The sequence below is a fragment of the Pseudomonas putida genome (genome assembly GCF_002741075.1).
In the GTDB taxonomy this organism is placed as follows: domain Bacteria; phylum Pseudomonadota; class Gammaproteobacteria; order Pseudomonadales; family Pseudomonadaceae; genus Aquipseudomonas; species Aquipseudomonas putida_T.
Genome location: NZ_CP016634.1, coordinates 1258252 through 1273162, shown reverse-complemented (window position 1 = coordinate 1273162; position 14911 = coordinate 1258252). Strand labels below are relative to the sequence as shown.

At 62.2% G+C, this 14911-nt stretch carries 12 protein-coding genes; 7 read left to right on the top strand and 5 right to left on the bottom strand.

The genetic code is table 11. The features are described from left to right. The 3 genes from IEC33019_RS06255 to IEC33019_RS06245 all read right to left on the bottom strand — a co-directional run bounded on the left by IEC33019_RS06255 (position 1) and on the right by IEC33019_RS06245 (position 3903). The gene (locus tag IEC33019_RS06255) at positions 1 to 540 is read right to left on the bottom strand and encodes a (2Fe-2S)-binding protein (protein WP_070093085.1); all 540 of its coding nucleotides are present in this window, start codon (positions 538 to 540) and stop codon (positions 1 to 3) included. Further along, positions 533 to 3364 carry a xanthine dehydrogenase family protein molybdopterin-binding subunit gene (locus IEC33019_RS06250; protein ID WP_070093086.1) on the bottom strand — a complete coding sequence of 944 codons (2832 nt, stop codon included), beginning with the start codon at positions 3362 to 3364 and terminating at the stop codon, positions 533 to 535. Before IEC33019_RS06250 ends, IEC33019_RS06255 begins: the two co-directional genes overlap by 8 nt. A gap of 245 nt (positions 3365 to 3609) precedes the next feature. Next, on the bottom strand, positions 3610 to 3903 hold the full coding sequence (locus IEC33019_RS06245) for a hypothetical protein (RefSeq protein WP_070093087.1): 294 nt from the start codon (positions 3901 to 3903) through the stop codon (positions 3610 to 3612). Between the two features lie 242 nt (positions 3904 to 4145). Between IEC33019_RS06245 and IEC33019_RS06240 the strand changes: the two genes are divergently transcribed. The 5 genes from IEC33019_RS06240 (at position 4146) to IEC33019_RS06215 (ending at position 9014) form a co-directional block, all read left to right on the top strand. Further along, positions 4146 to 5009 carry a sensor domain-containing diguanylate cyclase gene (locus IEC33019_RS06240; protein WP_070093088.1) on the top strand — a complete coding sequence of 288 codons (864 nt, stop codon included), beginning with the start codon at positions 4146 to 4148 and terminating at the stop codon, positions 5007 to 5009. A 90-nt stretch (positions 5010 to 5099) separates the two neighbouring features. Continuing rightward, on the top strand, positions 5100 to 5729 hold the full coding sequence (locus IEC33019_RS06235) for a hypothetical protein (RefSeq protein WP_070093089.1): 630 nt from the start codon (positions 5100 to 5102) through the stop codon (positions 5727 to 5729). A gap of 103 nt (positions 5730 to 5832) precedes the next feature. Further along, complete coding sequence (locus IEC33019_RS06230; RefSeq protein WP_306282538.1) at positions 5833 to 6480, top strand: cupin domain-containing protein; 648 nt, start codon at positions 5833 to 5835, stop codon at positions 6478 to 6480. A 488-nt stretch (positions 6481 to 6968) separates the two neighbouring features. Then, entirely contained in the window at positions 6969 to 7643 is a 675-nt protein-coding gene (locus tag IEC33019_RS06220; RefSeq protein ID WP_070093091.1) for a cysteine hydrolase family protein, read from the top strand. Between the two features lie 15 nt (positions 7644 to 7658). Next, the gene (locus IEC33019_RS06215) at positions 7659 to 9014 is read left to right on the top strand and encodes a purine-cytosine permease family protein (RefSeq protein ID WP_070093092.1); all 1356 of its coding nucleotides are present in this window, start codon (positions 7659 to 7661) and stop codon (positions 9012 to 9014) included. Positions 9015 to 9133: 119 nt separating this feature from the next. On the opposite strand, the gene IEC33019_RS06210 is transcribed toward IEC33019_RS06215, so the two are convergent. Continuing rightward, entirely contained in the window at positions 9134 to 11332 is a 2199-nt protein-coding gene (locus IEC33019_RS06210; RefSeq protein WP_099593185.1) for an OsmC domain/YcaO domain-containing protein, read from the bottom strand. Between the two features lie 392 nt (positions 11333 to 11724). On the opposite strand from IEC33019_RS06210, the gene IEC33019_RS06205 reads away from it, so the two are divergent. Then, positions 11725 to 12906, top strand: a complete 1182-nt coding sequence (locus IEC33019_RS06205) for a GGDEF domain-containing protein (protein ID WP_070093094.1) — start codon at positions 11725 to 11727, stop codon at positions 12904 to 12906. On the opposite strand, the gene IEC33019_RS06200 is transcribed toward IEC33019_RS06205, so the two are convergent. Continuing rightward, complete coding sequence (locus IEC33019_RS06200; protein WP_157765870.1) at positions 12903 to 13064, bottom strand: hypothetical protein; 162 nt, start codon at positions 13062 to 13064, stop codon at positions 12903 to 12905. The genes IEC33019_RS06205 and IEC33019_RS06200 overlap by 4 nt on opposite strands. A 109-nt stretch (positions 13065 to 13173) precedes the next feature. On the opposite strand from IEC33019_RS06200, the gene IEC33019_RS06195 reads away from it, so the two are divergent. After that, complete coding sequence (locus IEC33019_RS06195) at positions 13174 to 14892, top strand: hypothetical protein (protein ID WP_070093096.1); 1719 nt, start codon at positions 13174 to 13176, stop codon at positions 14890 to 14892. Positions 14893 to 14911 lie beyond the last annotated feature (19 nt).

The following is a 14911-nucleotide window of genomic DNA, read 5'->3' as shown; positions in this document are numbered from 1 at the left end:
TCAACCCTCCTTGACCAGGCCGAGGTCGCTGAGCACCTCGCGGGTGGCGTCGTAGTAACGCACGTACCCGGTGCAGCGGCAGATGTGGTGGCCCAGGCTCGCTTCGATGGCGCCTTCGAGCTCGCTCTTTTTCAGCGGCTGGCGCTGGGCCTTTTCCACCAGCACGGTGGCGGCGTTGACGAAGCCCGGCGCGCAGTAGCTGCACTGGAAGGCAAAGCGGTCGACGAACTTCTGCTGGATCGGGTTCAGCTCGCTCAGGTTGCCCGCCTCGTCATGCTTGGCGTGGCCCTCGATAGTGCGCACCTTCTTGCCTTCGAAGTAATGCGCGCCAGTGATGCAGGTGCGCACTTCTTCGCTGGTGCCATCGGGGTTGTCGACGATCACCACGCAGGCGTGACAGATGCCCTGGCCACAGCCCAGGCGGGAGCCGGTAAGGTTCTGGTATTCGTGCAGGTAGTCGATCATCGCCAGGTCTTCAGGCACTTCGGCCGGACCGACGGATTGACCATTCAAGGTCATTTGAAGCGGACGGTTAGCCATTGAGGGCCTCCTTGACGCGGGCGGGGGTGATGGGCAGGTCGCGAACACGCTTGCCGATGGCATGGGCCACGGCATTGCCGATCGCGCCGACCACCGGGATCATCACCACTTCGGCGATGCCCTTGGAGGGGTCGGTCGGTGACAGCGGCGGCAGGATTTCCGAGGTCTGCTGCCACACCGCCACGTCCTTGGCCATCGGCAAGCGATAGCGGTTGAAGTTCCAGTCGCCCTCGCCCGGGCCACCTTCGTACAACGGCATTTCTTCGGTCAGTGCATGGCCGATACCCATGGCGATGCCGCCTTCGAGCTGGCCCTTGACCAGTTCGGGCACCAACACACGACCGCACTCCACCCAACTGTGGTGGTTGAGCACTTGCACCTGGCCGCTGCCCTTGTTCACCTTCACCTGCACCAGGGTCGCCACCGGGCTGTAGTAGGTCACCATGGCGTTGTTCAACTGGGTGGCCGGGTACGCGGCGTTCTGCCGGTCCAGCAGGTGGTAGCTGGCGCTGCTCATCTGCGCTTTCTTCGCGTTCGGCGCGCCGTCGCCATACTTGACGGCCATCGCATCGAGCGGCACTCGCTCACGCACGCCATCGATGACGAAGTCGGACTCGGCCCAGCTCCAGCGGTTGAACGCGTGAACGCTGACGCCGGTCACCAGCCCCATCTCGTGGGCCTTCTTGGCCAGCTCGGCGAACGGGATCGGTGCCAGGCCATTGCCGGTGAGTTCACCGTTGACCCAGACCGCGTTCTCGCGGCGCACCACCAACGGGTTGGCCTGCCCGCCGAACGGGCCCTGGCGCCAGAGCGACAGCGCGGCCGGCCACAGGCCGTGGTTGAACAGCACCCGTGCAGCTTCGCGCGTGGCGTGGCTGAAGTAGAACGCCGAGTTGGTCGCCGAGGATGGTGAGGCCAGCTTGCCGACCCAGCGCGGGTCGCGCAGGGCGGCGTCCTGCTCGGCCTGGCTCATCAGGTAGGGGTTGCCGTGGGTGGCCAGTTGCAGCTCCGGCCACTCGGTTTCGGCGGTTTTCACTTCGTCGGCCGGACGCCCCAGGAAGTCGCTGACCACGAACGCCTGCGAGGTCGACATGCCCGTGCCCAGCTCGGTGCCGATATGGCGCAGGCTGATGCGCCCGTCGGCGGTGAACTCGATGCTCGCCATGGGTGCTTCGGCGCCGGTGCCGAAGTCTTTCTGGCAGATAGCGAAGCCCACGCCGTACCAGTTGTCGGCGTCCTTGGCTTCCATGGACTTTTTGTAGGCGTCGCGGTTCTTCCACAGCTCGTGGGCGCTGGCCTTGTCGAGGATCTCGTGCAGACGCAGGGCACCAGCAGGCACGGCGCCCTGGGTGTTCTTCATGCCCGACTTCAGGGCATTGACACGGCGCAGCTCGATGGCATCCACCCCCAGGCGACCGGCGATCTCATCGACCATCATCTCGGTCGCGGCCATGGTCTGCAGGGTGCCGTAGCCACGCATGGAGCCGGCCTCGACACCTCGGGAATGGTAGGCGGTCACGGCCAGGTCGCTCTGCGGCATGTAGTAGATCGACTGCGCCGCGGTCGCGCCCACGGCGGCCACCGAGGCGCTGTAGTTGGCGCGTCCGCCACCGTCGACACTCATGTCGGCGCGGAAGATCTTGAACGACATGTCCTTCTTGTCCACCGCCAGTTGGTAGTGGATGTCGAACGGATGGCGCTTGATGCCACTCTGGAACTGCTCGTAGCGGTCATTGGCCAGGCGCACGGGCACACCATTGCCATACAGGGCGGCGACGGCGGCGTAGAACACGAAGATGTTGTTGTCCTTGGAGCCGTAGCCGACCGTGTAGCCCGGGTGCATGTTCAGCGTCTTGAGGCCAAAGCGCGACGGCTTGATCATGTGCACGCATTCCTGCGCCACCTCGAAGGGGCACTGGGTCGCGACCACGAAATGCAGCGTGCCGCTTTGCGGGTCGTACCAGCCATTGCCGTTGTCCGGCTCCAGCGCCGCCGGCTCGATCGAAGGCGTCTTGTAGCGCTCGTCGAACACCAGCCATCCCTCGGGGGCCTGCTTGAGCTGGTCGGCCATACGGTTGGCGTAGAACAGCCCTTGCTCGGTAAGGGTGCCGTGCTGCTTGGGTTCGTTGGTCCAGACCGGTTTACGGTTGAGGATGGTGGGGAACAGCATGGAATTCTTCAGGCTGGAGAACTCGTCATCCTCGAACGGCGTCTTGCCCGCCACCCGCACGAAACGGAAGCTGCCATAGGGGTCGCCCTGGTACAGCGGCGCCTGGGCGCCATAGCGGATCGCTTTGTCGTTGAACTGCAGCTTGAGCTTGGCCTGGCGGTAACGCTCGAAATCGTTCCAGATCAGGATCGCGACGGGGTGGCCGATGAACATCGGCACCTTGCCAGGCGGCAGCAGTGGGTCTGGCGAGTGAGCCTCGGGCCAGGCGATGCCGTCCTTGTGCAGGTCTTCGGCAGTGACGACGCGGTCCGGCTGCAGGTCGGCGCCCAGCCAGGCAAGGTCCAGGCCTGCATAGATGCGGTCAGCCTTGATGGTCTTGAGCAGCAGCGCGTGGCCCTGCTGCTGGGGCCAGCCGGGCATGTCCTTGGCGCGGATGTCGCGGGCGAACACCTTGTTGCCGCACACCTTGGACAGCGCATCGTTGCGAAAACGTGTCTTGCCGTCATGGCTCATCCACTTCTGCGGCGAAGTGGTGACACTGTTTTCCATCAGGGCGGCAAAGGCTGGGCTGCCGAGCGGCGCGAGGGTCACCCCTACGCCCGCGATCACGCCGCCTTGCAGGAAGGCGCGCCGGGAAATATCACGGTTGGTCATGCTTCATCCTCTGGGCAGAGCGAGTCTGCCCATGACGTATTCTGGTACTTGAGAGCTCGGAGGGCGGAATCATTGACGTTCCGAAAGCAAGGTCGGAGTGGAAATCACAAAAACTGACCCTGACGTCAAGTTTAACGCAACGATTACGCCCCTGGCAAAGTCAAGCAGACAACTTGTCGCGCCGATGTACGAATTTTTGCCATAGACAAAAAGGATGAAGACATTCGCTCAGGTTGCGCTGGCCATCAGCGCTTGCATTTGGCCAATACCACCTGGCACGTATGCGGCGTACCGCCGGAACGGCTGGCGTAGCGCATGCAGTTGTGAAGGGACTTCTGCCGGGCAATGCTCATGCTCGCGCCCCAGGCCAGACCGCCCTCACCCGCCGTCGGCAACGCCTTGGCATAGCAGTTCGACCCCGCTGCTGCGTATCGAGACGTGCTGGCCTTGCTGCTACAGCCGGCGGCCAACCCCAAGTTGATGGCAAGCAAGGTGCACAAGACCCACGACGGGCTCTGGCGCGCAGGTTTTCCCCACATCTCGTTGACTCCAGGATCAAAAGCTGCAGAGCCTGGCCGGTATGTCCGAAGATTTCAACCGCGACTACCCGGCCCTGTAACTCCAGACGATTTCGACCCCATAGCGAAACTCTAGAAGAAGTTGAACGATCTGCCGGCCATCGACACCGAGGGATTTCTTTCCCACCCCAGTAGTGACACGGGCATGACCCTTGTATGCTGTCTTGCGCCGCGAACACCCCTGTACCGGATTTCCGTGACCTATGCCCGTCGACCTCCAAGCGCTTTACCCAAAACTGATCCACCTGATGCTGGACACGGTCTTTGTGGTCGACCGGGACAACGACATCGTCTTCGTGAGCGACGCCTGCGAAACCCTGCTCGGCTATCGGGCCAGCGAGTTGGTCGGCACCCCGATCACCCACTACATGCACCCCGACGATCTGGAGGCCACCCGCGCCTCGATCATCCGCATCATGAATGGCCAACCCCATGTGGATTTTCGCAACCGCTACATCCGCAAGGATGGCGAGGTGGTGCACATCCTGTGGGCAGCCTTCTGGTCCGATGAGGTCGGGGCGCGCATCGGCGTCGCGCGCAACGTCACGGCCCTGGCCCAGGCCGAGAGCGAGCTGCGCTTTCTCGCCCACCATGACCCACTGACCAAGCTGACCAACCGCTCGCTGTTCAACGACCGGCTGGCGTCGGCCCTGCGCACGGCGCACCGCCACCAGCGCACGCTGGCGCTGCTGTTCGTGGACATCAACGACTTCAAGGGCATCAATGATGTCCACGGACACGCGGCGGGCGACCGCGTGCTGTGCACAGTCGCGCGACGGCTCGAAGCCTGCGTGCGCGAGACCGACACCGTGGCACGCATGGGCGGGGACGAGTTCATCGTGCTGCTGACCGACACCTCGTCGCAGAGCGCGGTGTCCGAAAAGATCGCGCAGATCCTCGCCGCCATGGCCGAGCCTCTGGGCGCCGAGTTCGGCGAAATCAAAATGCCTTCCTGCAGCATCGGCGTGGCCTGCTACCCGGCGGACGGCGAGGATGCCGACGCACTGCTCAGCCATGCCGACCGCGACATGTACCGGATCAAGCGACAGCGCTCGGGCACCCGCTGATGCGCCTCTGAAATCAAGCGCTTGAGACAACCGGGCGCGATTGCGCGATACTATTGTGCCACCTCACTGACTGGAAAAGGACTTCACCCCATGAAGCGTCTGTTTGCCTGCACCCTGATCGCGCTGGCCCTGGCCGGCTGCGACAAAGCCGAGCAGAACCCCACCCAGGCCAGCGCGCCCGCCGGCCAATGCGCCAAGGATATCGATTGCAAAGGCGATCGCATCTGCGAAAGCGGCCAGTGCGTCAGCCCGCAGGCCCCGCAAGCGCTCGCCGCCAAGCCCCCGGTAGCGCCGGAACTGGCCCCCGCCGCACCGACCATGGCCTACGAAACGCTGCTGGTCAGCGGCGACAGCGCAGGCCCCTTCAGCATCCAGAGCATGGAGCTGGGTACCGCGCTGATGTACCCATCGCGCGCCGGCGTCGTGAACGTCATGGAGTCGGTCGTCGAGGATGCCGAAGCCACCGGCTATGTCACCATCGAGAAAGCCTATTCGTTCGGCCCTAGCAAGTACGTCGTGGTGGTGTCCACCGGAGAAGGCGGTAACGCCTGCCCAGCCTCCACCTATGTCTTCAGCTTCGACACCAAGGGCGAGTACGTGGACGGCAAGCAGGAAGTCGATGGCTGCTCCGAAGTCGTCGAGTCACTGGCCGAAGGCAACAAACTGACCATCAAGAAGGATGGCGTGGCGACGGTGGTGTACAACGGTCTCGTGCAGTGAGACCGTAAAGCCCCAGCCCAGCGCACGCTGGGCTTTTTTTGCCCTCGATTTTCCAGCGACGGCGGTGGATCATCAGCTGATCGCATAGAGGAAGATGACTTCGATGGCAATGCCGCCTCTGATCAATGCCGACCTTCGTCAAACGGTAATCGTGCAAGGGCATGACCTGCCTTGGATCCCCAGCCCCCAAGCTGGGGTGGAGCGCCGCCTGTTGTTCCGCATCGGCCAGGAGCAGGCCCGGGCCACCTCACTGGTGCGCTATGCCCCTGGCAGCCGGTTCAATGCCCACGCCCATCCGGGCGGCGAGGAGTTCCTGGTGCTAGAGGGGGTCTTCGAGGACGAACATGGCCACTACCCGGCCGGCAGCTACGTACGCAACCCGCCCGGCAGCCAACACTCGCCGGGGGCGGCCGAGGGCTGCGTCATCTTCGTGCACCTGCGCCAGTTCCATCCCGAGGATCGCGAGCGTGTGGTCGCGCAGGTGCCCGACCAGGGTAGCCAGGCGCTGTGGCACAACACCCATGAGCGGGTATGGGTGCTGCAGGCCGAGCCCGGAGAGACGCTGGAGATTGCCAACCCACGAGGCCTGGAGCTGTTCGTGCTCGACGGCCAGTTACGGGGGGACGACTTTGCGTTGCACCCCTGGAGCTGGATGCGTCTGCCGCCAGGCACTGCGTTCCAAGCGGTGGCGGGCGAGGCTGGGGCCCGGGTCTGGATCAAGGATGCGGTGCTGGACCTCACGGCCTGTTGATCCCAGGCACGCTTCGCTACTTTTGGTATCACAGTATTACGGCATACCAAAATAGACTCATCCTCTGGGCTGTCGAAAGGCGCGTGAAATGCGCCTTACAGCCAAAATACTGATCATGGCCTGAAGATTGCTTTCCCTGGTTCAACTGTTCCAGGGCACCCCACATGGGCACTTTCTTCACTACCACAGGCTGTCGTCCTACCCCTGCCCCGCGTGTGGCCGGGTATGACAGGCATGCCGTGCCCAGCGCCATGCAAGGCTTCCTTCGCCATGGGGTAGCCCCCTCTCAGGTCACCTTGCCACGCCTCCCTGCCTGCGTGGCGGCCAAACAGAACGGGTTCTGGCAGATAGTCGCGTAAGCCTCCTCTTCGAGCATCGTCTCGACCTTTTCCAAAAGCGCCCGGCTCACCTGGGCGCTGCGACTGTTCGTTCGCCCTCAAGGCGCCTCCTTCGACGGCGTCAGGGGCACTGTACCCGAGAGAGTTACCATGACCTGCAAGAGCGCACTTCTCGTGATCGACCTGCAACAGGAAGACGGCTTCCCCCTGGCGCGTTTCGATGAGGTCGTCGGCAATGCCGGCGCCCTCATCGACGCGGCCCGCCGCCTCGCCGTCCCGGTGATCTACACCCGCCACGTGAACAACGCCCAAGGCCACAACCTGGCCCCCGGCGAACCCGTGGACGCGCACGGTCGACCGACCACCTACCGCGCTGGCACCCCAGCGATAGAAATCCTCGACACCTTGGCGCCACAGGCCGGCGACGTGGTGCTGGACAAGCACCGCTACAGCGCCTTCCATGGCACAGACCTGGCGCAGAAACTCCGTGAACAAGGCATCGAGCACTTGGTGGTCCTCGGCGTATTGACCGATGTATGTGTCATGGCCAGCGTGTTCGACGCCTACCAGCACGACTTCACCCTCAGCCTGGTCGCCGATGCCTGCGCAGCAACGACCCTGGGCGCGCACTATTCAGCCCTGATGATCCTCTCCAACTGGATCTACGGGCTGGAGATCTTCTCCACCCCACAGCTGCTACGTCGCTGGCAGCAGCAACCGGCAGGCTCGGTGCGTACCGATACGCCCGACCACCTCGCCTTCCACCCCGAGGCATTCGTCGAAGCGATCCAGCGCTTCGATAACCGTCTTGCCCGTGATTGCTGAGTGTGGAGACCCGTCATGAAAGTTGAAAATCGCAGCATCGATTTCATCCCCGAGCACGAGCGCTACGGTCAGGCACGTTCGCTGTTCTTCGTGTGGTTCGGCGCCAATGCCAACATCACCACGGTCGCGGCCGGCGTCTTGCCCATCAGCCTGGGCCTCAACCTGTTCTGGAGTGCGCTGTCGATCTTGCTGGGCTCGCTGATCGGCGCCGTGTTCATGGCCTCGCATTCTGCCCAAGGGCCGAAGCTTGGCATTCCGCAGATGATCCAGAGCCGGGCACAGTTCGGCGTCTATGGCGCCATCGTGCCGCTGCTGTTCGTGATGCTGATCTACCTGGGCTTCTTCGTCAGCAACACCTTGCTCGCCGCCCAGGCCGTCGCCAACGCCAGCCCGATCGGCAATGGCGGCAACATCGTGGTGTTGGGTGCGGTGTGCTTCCTGGTCGCGCTGTTTGGCTACCAATTGATCCACCGCCTGCAAAAGCTGCTGACGCTGGCATCGCTCGGGGTATTCGGTATCGCGACCGGGTTGGCACTCAGCTTGCCGTTGCCAGCCGGGCAATGGTCGCTCGAAGGGTTCAGCCTGCCGACCTTCCTGGCTTCGGTGAGCATCGCCGTGACCTGGCAGCTCTCCTATGCGCCTTACGTGGCCGACTACTCCCGGTACCTGCCCACCGCTACCCCCACGCGGCAGGTGTTCTGGTACAGCTACCTGGGCACGGTGATTGGCGGGAGCTGGATGATGTTGCTGGGTGCTGTGCTGGCCAAGGCGCTGAACGGATTCGGGGACAACGTCGGCCTGAATCTTGTGGGGTTGCTCGGTGGCAGCACGGTGTTGATGTTCGCCTTCGTGCTCTACGGCCAGATCGCCATCAACGTCTTCAATCTATATGGGGCGTTCATGTCGACGGTGACCGTGATCGAGCCGTTCACCGCGCTCAAGGTCACCGCGTGGGTGCGGGCGGGCTTTTTGCTGGTGATCGCCGCTGCGGCCACCGGGTTGTGCACGCTTGCCCAGGATGACTTCATCGCGTTCTTCCTGAACTTCATCTTCTTCATGAGCTACTTCCTGATCCCCTGGACGGCCATCAACCTGGTCGACTATTACGTCGTGCGCAAAGGGGAGTACCGCATCGAGGACATCTTCCGGCCGAGCGGTATCTATGGCCGGGTGAATGGCGTCGCGATTGGCGTGTTCCTGGTCACCATCGTGGTAGAGGTGCCGTTCATGAACACCTCGATGTACGCCGGCCCCATCGCCACCCACCTGCAAGGGGTGGACCTGGCCTGGGCGGTCGGTCTGGTCTTCCCGGCACTCGGCTACTACTGGCTGATGGGCAGACGCAAGGCGCTGGCCGGCGCCTGCGCATAAGGCCAGGCCCTTCTGCGGCGTGTTCTTCGCGGGTAAACCCGCGCCCACCAGATCGGCGCCGATCCGGTGGGCGTGGGATCACGCCGCGAAAAAAGTAGCCGCCAAGACTGGCGACTGGCTCAGCGCAGGGTCACCTTGGCCCGAGCGCTGTGCAGCTTCTTGTAGCTGTCGATCAAGCGCAGGTGGCGGTCGAGGCCTTCGAGCTTCATGCTCGTCGGCGTCAGGCCATGGAAACGCACACTGCCGTCAACCGAACCCAGTACCGCATCCATGCGCGCATCGCCGAACATGCGGCGGAAGTTGGCTTCGTAGTCAGCCAGCTCCAGGTCCTCGTCCAGCTCCACTTCCAGCACCACGTTCAAGGCCTGGTAGAACAGCCCGCGCTCGACGGTGTTGTCGTTGAACTGCAGGAAGGTCTCCACCAGCTCCTTGGCCGCCTCGAACTGTTCCAGGGCGAGGTAGATCAGCAGCTTGAGTTCCAGGATGGTCAGCTGGCCCCAGACCGTGTTGTCGTCGAACTCGACACCGATCAAGGTGGTGATGTCGGTGTAGTCATCCAGCTCGCTCTCCTCCAGTCGCTCGACCAGCGCCGCCAGGGCGTTGTCGTCCAGGCGATGCAGGTTGAGGATGTCGGCGCGGAAGAACAGGGCCTTGTTGGTGTTGTCCCAGATCAGGTCATCCACCGGGTAGATTTCCGAATAGCCCGGCACCAGGATGCGGCAGGCGGTTGCACCGAGGTGCTCGTACATCGCCATGTACACCTCTTTGCCCATGTCCTCGAGGATGCCGAACAACGTGGCGGCCTCTTGGGCATTGGAATCCTCGCCCTGGCCCGAGAAGTCCCATTCGACGAACTCGAAATCGGCCTTGGCGCTGAAGAAACGCCAGGACACGACGCCGCTCGAATCGATGAAGTGCTCGACGAAGTTGTTCGGCTCGGTCACCGCATGGCTGGAGAAGGTCGGCTGAGGCAGATCGTTCAGGCCCTCGAAGCTACGGCCCTGCAGCAGCTCGGTCAGGCTGCGCTCCAGCGCCACTTCGAAGCTTGGGTGCGCGCCGAAGGAGGCGAACACACCGCCGGTGCGCGGGTTCATCAACGTGACGCACATCACCGGGAACTCACCACCGAGCGAGGCATCCTTGACCAGCACCGGGAAGCCCTGCTCTTCAAGCCCCTGGATACCGGCCAGGATGGCCGGGTACTTGGCCAACACCTGCTGCGGCACATCCGGCAGCGCCAGCTCGCCTTCGAGGATTTCGCGCTTGACCGCACGTTCGAAGATTTCCGACAGGCATTGCACCTGCGCTTCGGCCAGGGTGTTGCCAGCGCTCATGCCGTTGCTCAGGAACAGGTTCTCGACCAGGTTGGACGGGAAGTACACCACTTCGCCATCGGACTGGCGCACATACGGCAGCGAGCAGATGCCACGCTCCACGTTGCCGGAGTTGGTGTCGTACAGGTGCGAGCCTCGCAGCTCGCCTTCGGGGTTGTAGATTTCCAGGCAGTACGGGTCGAGGATCTCGGCCGGCAGCGCATCTTTGCGGCCCGGCTTGAACCAGCGCTCGTCCGGGTAGTGCACGAACGGGGCGTTGGCGATGTCCTCACCCCAGAACTGGTCGTTGTAGAAGAAGTTGCAGTTCAGGCGCTCGATGAATTCGCCCAGTGCCGAAGCCAGGGCGCTCTCCTTGGTCGCGCCCTTGCCGTTGGTGAAACACATCGGCGAATGGGCATCGCGAACGTGCAGCGACCACACGTTGGGCACGATGTTGCGCCACGAAGCGATCTCGATCTTCATGCCCAGACCGGCCAGGATCTGCGACATGTTGGCGATGGTCTGCTCCAGCGGCAGGTCCTTGCCAGGGATATAGGTGCTCGCGTTCGGGTCGCTGTCCACCATCAGCAGCGCCTGGGCATCGGCGTCGAGGTTTTCCACCTCTTCGATGACGAAGTCAGGCCCGGTCTGCACGACCTTCTTCACCGTGCAGCGGTCGATCGAGCGCAAGATGCCCTGGCGGTCTTTTTCGCTGATATCGGCCGGCAATTCCACTTGAATCTTGAAGATCTGCTTATAGCGGTTTTCCGGGTCGACAATATTATTCTGCGACAGTCGAATATTATCGGTCGGAATATTTCGCGTAGTGCAGTACAACTTTACAAAGTACGCCGCACACAAGGCCGAGGACGCCAGGAAATAATCGAACGGCCCCGGTGCCGACCCATCGCCTTTATAGCGAATCGGCTGGTCGGCCACGACCGTGAAGTCATCAAACTTGGCTTCAAGCCGAAGATTGTCGAGAAAGTTGACCTTGATTTCCATGCGGGGGATACCGTGACGAGCAAAACGAAATGGCCGCCATTATCCGGTTTTTCCCCTCGAAAGTCTTGTGCTTTTCGGTCCTTGGCCCTGGGTCCGGCAGGCCACGCGCAGGGCGCCTCCAGTACCGGTTTTGCCTCGTTCGGGGGCCTGCATGCTCTGCTCCCGATCGCAGGCAGCGGCCTCGTCGCGACGAGCGACGCTGGCGCCCCAAGAAACAGGTTGTTTAACAATACTTTCGCCCACCATATAACAAACTTGAAGATACTCTCGGCACACTAATGGCTGTCGCGCCAATACCGAAACCTGCAACTTTCTGCGCATTGGCAAATTGCCACGCTGGCGCTTAACATGGAAAGACTGATGGACCTGCCGCCGAGCCCAAAGGATTTCCCGTGCTCTTGAGTATCCCCACCCTCATTCTCGTCACCGTCTTCCTGCTCGGGCTGATGGGCACGCTCACCCTGCACACCTGGGCGCGTGGCAAGCGTGAACGGCCTTTGGGGTACCTGGGCGCGACGTTGCTGCTGGCCTCACTGGGCGTCGCCTTGATCAGCCTGCGCGGGCGCGGCTACGACCTCGTCCCGTTGGTACTGGGCAATATCGTGTTGTTGCTGTCCGCTGCGCTGGGTTGGACGGCCATGCGCACCCTGGCCGGGCGCGCGCCCTACCCGCCCGGCATCGCCCTTGGCATGGTGGTGTGGTTGTTGTTCTGCCTCACGCCGGTGTTCTACGAGTCGCTGGCGCTGCGCATCACGGTGTATTCGACCCTGGCCGCAGCCTATTCGGGCCTGGGCATCATCGAGCTGTGGCGGTGCCGTAAACGCACGGACATGGCGTATCTGCCGGCACTGACGATCATGAGCATGCACACCGGCTTCTATATCGTGCGCCTCCTCGTCGATGAAGGCCTCTCGCTGGAGACCGCCTTGTCCGGCAGCGGCAACGGCGCGCGGTTCTTTGCCGTCATGCTGTTGGAGTCGATGCTCTATGCCACCGGCATCGCCTATATCACCTTGGCGATGGTCAAGGAGCAGGCCGAGAAGAAGTACAAGACCGCCGCCAACACTGACGAGCTGACCGGCATCGGCAACCGCCGGGCGTTCATCAGCCAAGGCGAGCAGATACTGGCCGAGGCCGAGCGTACCCATACCCCCATCGCCCTGCTGCTGTTCGACCTGGACCACTTCAAGCGCTTGAACGACAGCCTCGGCCACCAGGCAGGCGACCAGGCGCTGATCGCCTTCAGCCACCTGGCGACCCGCAACCTGCGCCACGGCGATGTGTTTGGCCGGATCGGCGGCGAGGAGTTCGCCTGCCTCCTGCCCGGTGCGGGGGAGCAGATCGCGACGCTGGTCGCGCAGAACATTCGCCAGCGCTTTCACAGCGCCGCACTGCCGACGCCAGGGAGCCTGAGCGTCAGCATCGGCATCGTCACCAGCGAGGCCGCCGGCTACGAACTCTCACGCCTGCTGGCACTGGCGGACGATGCGCTGTACGCCGCCAAGGCGGCAGGACGCAACCGTGTCCATGTGTTCGAGCAGGGTGCCGCCAGCGAACCGGCCATCGAAGGCTAGGCGTTCAGTTCCGTGCGCTCCAGGTATTCGATGAACGCCAGCCGCTTCCCCGTCGCCCGCCGATGGCTGGGGTACACCGCCAGGATCTTCGGCCCGAAGGCGTCACCCTGCACGACTCCAACGACACCGGCAGCGCCCTGGGTGGCAAGTGTGAGCAAGAAGTTCTGAGGTGGCTGATCCCTACAGCGCCAGCCTCGCACGGCTGGCACTTCTTGAGAGCAATGGCATACTGCCTCCATTTACTCGGTATCAAGAAGGAACGTTTGCATGAGTTTTTTCAAAGGGAAACTCGAGTCTCTGGGCAACAAGCTCTCCGAGGCCGTTTCGAGCAGCAAGGACGCCTTGATCGATACCAAGGACAAAACCGTTGACTACTCCAAACGCTTGGCTGACGGCGTAAGCGACGCGTACTCGGCCACCTGTGAAAAAGTCGGCGACCTCGCTGACTCGGCCGCCAGCAGCACCCTGGTGGTTTCCAGCAAAGAGCAGCTGTCCTGGCTGTCGGATGAAGCCAAGGAAAAGTACGGACAGATCAGTGCGTCCACCAGTGCGTTCTACTCCAGCTCCTCTGAAAAAGTCCGAGGTTATGCAAGCTTCAGCGCTGAGAAAGTGTCTTCGTACTTTTCCAGAACGATGGAAATCGACAAGGACACCGATCAGATCATTTCCGAAGTCAAGAACAAGCTCCCGGCGCGCCCTAGGGATGTCGACCATATCTTCGAACAAACCAAGCAGGAAGCCCTGCGCAGAGCCATTGCCGCCTTCTGCTTGTCCCCGGTCGTCGCCGGCCTTGATCGCAGCAACGAAGCCAAGTACGACAACCTCTCAGTCAGTTACAAAGACTTCAAGAAAGAAAACAACCTGCACGACCATGAAAACTTTGCGGCCATGAACGACAGCCGTTTAGAAGGGCGCAACACCTTCAGCTGGCTCCCCAATGGTTATGACGCAAGCCCTGACAACACGCTCGATCCCTGGTCAACCGACATCGAGCACATCATCCCCAAAAAGCAGATCTACAACGATTTGCTGCTGCGGATAGCCACCGATGACGACGGCATCATCGATGCCATCAACTTCAAGCAAAACCTCATTTTCGCCGATGACTCGCTCAACGGTTCCAAGGGCGACAAGGACCTGACCGATTACATCGATCGATACGGCACGCGCGACCCCGACAACCCGGACATCATCCGGTTCGTCATTGGCGCCAACGACAAGGAGGTGACCATCAGCGAAAAGGATGCGCTGGAGAAGTATGAAAAAGCCCAAGCGCAGCTCGCCTCGATCCGGCTTCAGGCGCTCAAGGAGATCGGCCTGTCCGTTGCCGATGCCGGGGCGAGAATGGCCGCACAGCAAGTCGTCGGGGTCATCGTCGCCGAAACCGTCGATATTTTCGTGGACGAAATCAAGGACATCACCCAGCAAGGCCTCATCACCGATAAACAAGGCGTTCTCAAAGGCCTGGATGAGCGCCGCCAGAAGCTGTCCGCCAAACTCAATGCCCGCTTCGAGGAGCGCAATGTCATGGCGCAGGCCCGTCAGGCAGGTATCGAAGGCGGTGTGGCGGGTGTGCTCAGTGCAATCCCACAGATCCTGATTTCCATGCTGGTCAAGCTGCCAGCGCTGGTTCTGTCGATCATCAGGGAGTGCACACTGTCCACCGTGCGCTGCGTTCGCGTACTCATCAGCGAGGCGGAACAGAAGTACGAGAAAATTGCCGTGGTGTTATTCGGTACGGCGTCCACAGTGATTGGCCTGTATGTCGCCAATACCTTGTCCAAGGCACTCATGCCTGTACCGCTGCTCAACCTCTTCAATCATGCGGTCGCCGATGTGCTCACCGGGGTGCTGATCACGGCCATTCCGCTGGCAGCGATCTATGTGTTCGACCAGAACAAAAGCAAGTTCCTGTTCCGTCGCATCGACACCAAGGCGCTGGCCGCCCCGGACGTCAGCCCAGCGCAAGGGCTGGCCTCGACATAGGGCGTCGCTGGACACGCGG

What these genes read in the sequence shown, in the direction of transcription:
- IEC33019_RS06255 (WP_070093085.1), bottom strand. Translation starts at nt 540, where the DNA reads ATGGCTAACCGTCCGCTTCAAATGACCTTGAATGGTCAATCCGTCGGT.
- IEC33019_RS06250 (WP_070093086.1), bottom strand. Translation starts at nt 3,364, where the DNA reads ATGACCAACCGTGATATTTCCCGGCGCGCCTTCCTGCAAGGCGGCGTG.
- IEC33019_RS06245 (WP_070093087.1), bottom strand. Translation starts at nt 3,903, where the DNA reads ATGTGGGGAAAACCTGCGCGCCAGAGCCCGTCGTGGGTCTTGTGCACC.
- IEC33019_RS06240 (WP_070093088.1), top strand. Translation starts at nt 4,146, where the DNA reads ATGCCCGTCGACCTCCAAGCGCTTTACCCAAAACTGATCCACCTGATG.
- IEC33019_RS06235 (WP_070093089.1), top strand. Translation starts at nt 5,100, where the DNA reads ATGAAGCGTCTGTTTGCCTGCACCCTGATCGCGCTGGCCCTGGCCGGC.
- IEC33019_RS06230 (WP_306282538.1), top strand. Translation starts at nt 5,833, where the DNA reads ATGGCAATGCCGCCTCTGATCAATGCCGACCTTCGTCAAACGGTAATC.
- IEC33019_RS06220 (WP_070093091.1), top strand. Translation starts at nt 6,969, where the DNA reads ATGACCTGCAAGAGCGCACTTCTCGTGATCGACCTGCAACAGGAAGAC.
- IEC33019_RS06215 (WP_070093092.1), top strand. Translation starts at nt 7,659, where the DNA reads ATGAAAGTTGAAAATCGCAGCATCGATTTCATCCCCGAGCACGAGCGC.
- IEC33019_RS06210 (WP_099593185.1), bottom strand. Translation starts at nt 11,332, where the DNA reads ATGGAAATCAAGGTCAACTTTCTCGACAATCTTCGGCTTGAAGCCAAG.
- IEC33019_RS06195 (WP_070093096.1), top strand. Translation starts at nt 13,174, where the DNA reads ATGAGTTTTTTCAAAGGGAAACTCGAGTCTCTGGGCAACAAGCTCTCC.